The sequence below is a fragment of the Streptomyces phytophilus genome (genome assembly GCF_013870535.1).
GTDB lineage: Bacteria > Actinomycetota > Actinomycetes > Streptomycetales > Streptomycetaceae > Streptomyces > Streptomyces phytophilus.
Map to the genome: position 1 here is coordinate 1 of NZ_JACBXC010001171.1, position 1,882 is coordinate 1,882.

3 protein-coding genes are annotated in these 1,882 nt (G+C 71.5%); 2 read left to right on the forward strand and 1 reads right to left on the reverse strand.

The window, feature by feature from the left end; translation table 11 throughout:
• Positions 1–68: 68 nt before the first annotated feature.
• On the reverse strand, positions 69–482 hold the full coding sequence (locus H5J30_RS30375; protein WP_181790637.1) for a YciI family protein: 414 nt from the start codon (positions 480–482) through the stop codon (positions 69–71).
• A 163-nt stretch (positions 483–645) separates the two neighbouring features.
• Here H5J30_RS30375 and abmR point away from each other — a divergent pair, with 163 nt between their 5' ends.
• Both abmR and H5J30_RS30385 read left to right on the forward strand, forming a co-directional pair.
• Complete coding sequence (gene abmR / locus H5J30_RS30380; protein WP_181790639.1) at positions 646–1,239, forward strand: ATP-binding transcription factor AbmR; 594 nt, start codon at positions 646–648, stop codon at positions 1,237–1,239.
• Complete coding sequence (locus H5J30_RS30385) at positions 1,236–1,703, forward strand: group II truncated hemoglobin (RefSeq protein ID WP_181790641.1); 468 nt, start codon at positions 1,236–1,238, stop codon at positions 1,701–1,703. Before abmR ends, H5J30_RS30385 begins: the two co-directional genes overlap by 4 nt.
• Positions 1,704–1,882 lie beyond the last annotated feature (179 nt).

The following is a 1,882-nucleotide window of genomic DNA, read 5'->3' on the forward strand; positions in this document are numbered from 1 at the left end:
GTAGCGGCGTACGAGGGCGCCGAGGACCTGCGGCGCGTGGCCGCGCAGCAGGTCCTCGACAGGGGCGCTCACTTGCCCGGTGCCGCTTCCAGGATGGGGCGGATCACCACGTCGGAGGCCGGGGTGCCGGCCGGGACGGGGCACTGGTGGACGCGCTTGGCGATCTCGGTGACCCGCTCGTCGCTGGCGCAGTCCAGCACCCAGTAGCCCGCGAGGACCTCCTTGGTCTCGCCGAACGGGCCGTCGGAGACGACGGACGCGCCGCCGGGGCCGTCGGTGACGACGATGGCCTGCTTGGGCGCCGACAGCCCGTTGCCCTCGACGACCTCCCCGGTCTCGGCGAGGTCGTTGTTGATCGACTCCATGTGCTGGAACATCGCCTGGAGGTCCTTCTCGGTCCAGGCGGGGTGGCCCTCGGAGCCGCTGCCGTTCATGGCGTCGTAGTCGACCTGCGAACCGTAGATCATCACCAGGTACTTCATGGTTCTCACTTCTTCCCGTGTTCCCGGCACCCGGTGCGGGCGCCTCTCACAGGAGACGTCGGGGCCGACCCGCGGTTCTCGACATGCTCCGCCAAAGATTCTTGCGGGAATTTCGCCGGCCCGCCCGTTCTCTCCGGACAGAACGCGGCGTAATCTCGATTACATGATTACTTCGCAGGACACGGACGAGATACGAGGATGGCTCACCGGGCGGCTGCCCGACGGCCTCTACGCCGCACCGGTCGAGGTCACGGTCGACCGGGAGGAGATCTGCGTCGTCGGCACGGTCCCCGAGCCCGCGGGGCTCGCCGCGGACGCGACCGGAGCGGAGCGCGACGCGGCGCTGGACGGCCGCATCGCCGAGTTCCGCGAGCGCACCCGCAAGGAGCGCATGGCGGTGGCGCGGGCGGCGGAGCGGCGCTACCGCAGGAAGGTCTCCTGGGGCGCCGAGTGCGGCGGCCGGCGGGAGGTCTTCACGAACGTCTCCGCGCCCGTGATGACCCGGCTGCGGCAGCCGCAGCGCCAGGTGCTCGACACGCTCATCGCGGCGGGGGTGGCGCGCAGCAGGAGCGAGGCGCTGGGGTGGTGCGTACGGTTGGTGGAGAGCCACGCGGACGACTGGCTGCAAGAGCTGCGGGGCTCGCTGGAGCACGTGCAGCACGTACGGGCCCAGGGGCCGGACCGGCCGGCGGACGGGCCGCCGGCGGACGCGGCACCGCACGACGGGCCCGCCCGGGACGCGGAGGACGGCACATGAGCGGCGGCACCCCGAGCATCTACGAGTGGGCCGGCGGGGACGAGGCGTTCCGGCGGCTGACCGCGGCCTTCTACGGGCACGTGCGCAAGGACCCGCTCCTGGCGCCGGTGTTCGCGGACATGGACGACGAACACCCGCAGCACGTGGCGATGTTCCTCGCCGAGGTCTTCGGCGGCCCCGAGCGCTACAGCGCGGAGCGCGGCGGCCACGACCACATGGCGCGCATGCACCTCGGCCGGCACATCACCGAGGAGCAGCGCAGGCGCTGGGTGTCGCTGCTGATGGACAGCGCGGACGAGGTGGGGCTGCCCGCGGACCCGGAGTTCCGGGCGGTGTTCTCGTACTACATCGAGTGGGGTACGCGGATGGCGCTCGTCTACTCCGCCGACGACCCGCCGCCCACGGCGGGCCCGATGCCGAAGTGGGAGTGGGGGCAGACGCCGCCGTGGCAGCCGGGCGGCTGAGCGGAGTGCTGGACTCCGCGGCCAACTGACCTGAGCGGTCTGGACATTGGCACATGCGGTCGGATAAACAGGGTGTCCGTTGCACATACGTACACGGAGCAGCGTGTCGAACCCCCCACAACCCGCACCGTGAGAGGACCGCCATGCGATCTGGGCCCGTGTATGTCTCCCGGCGAACC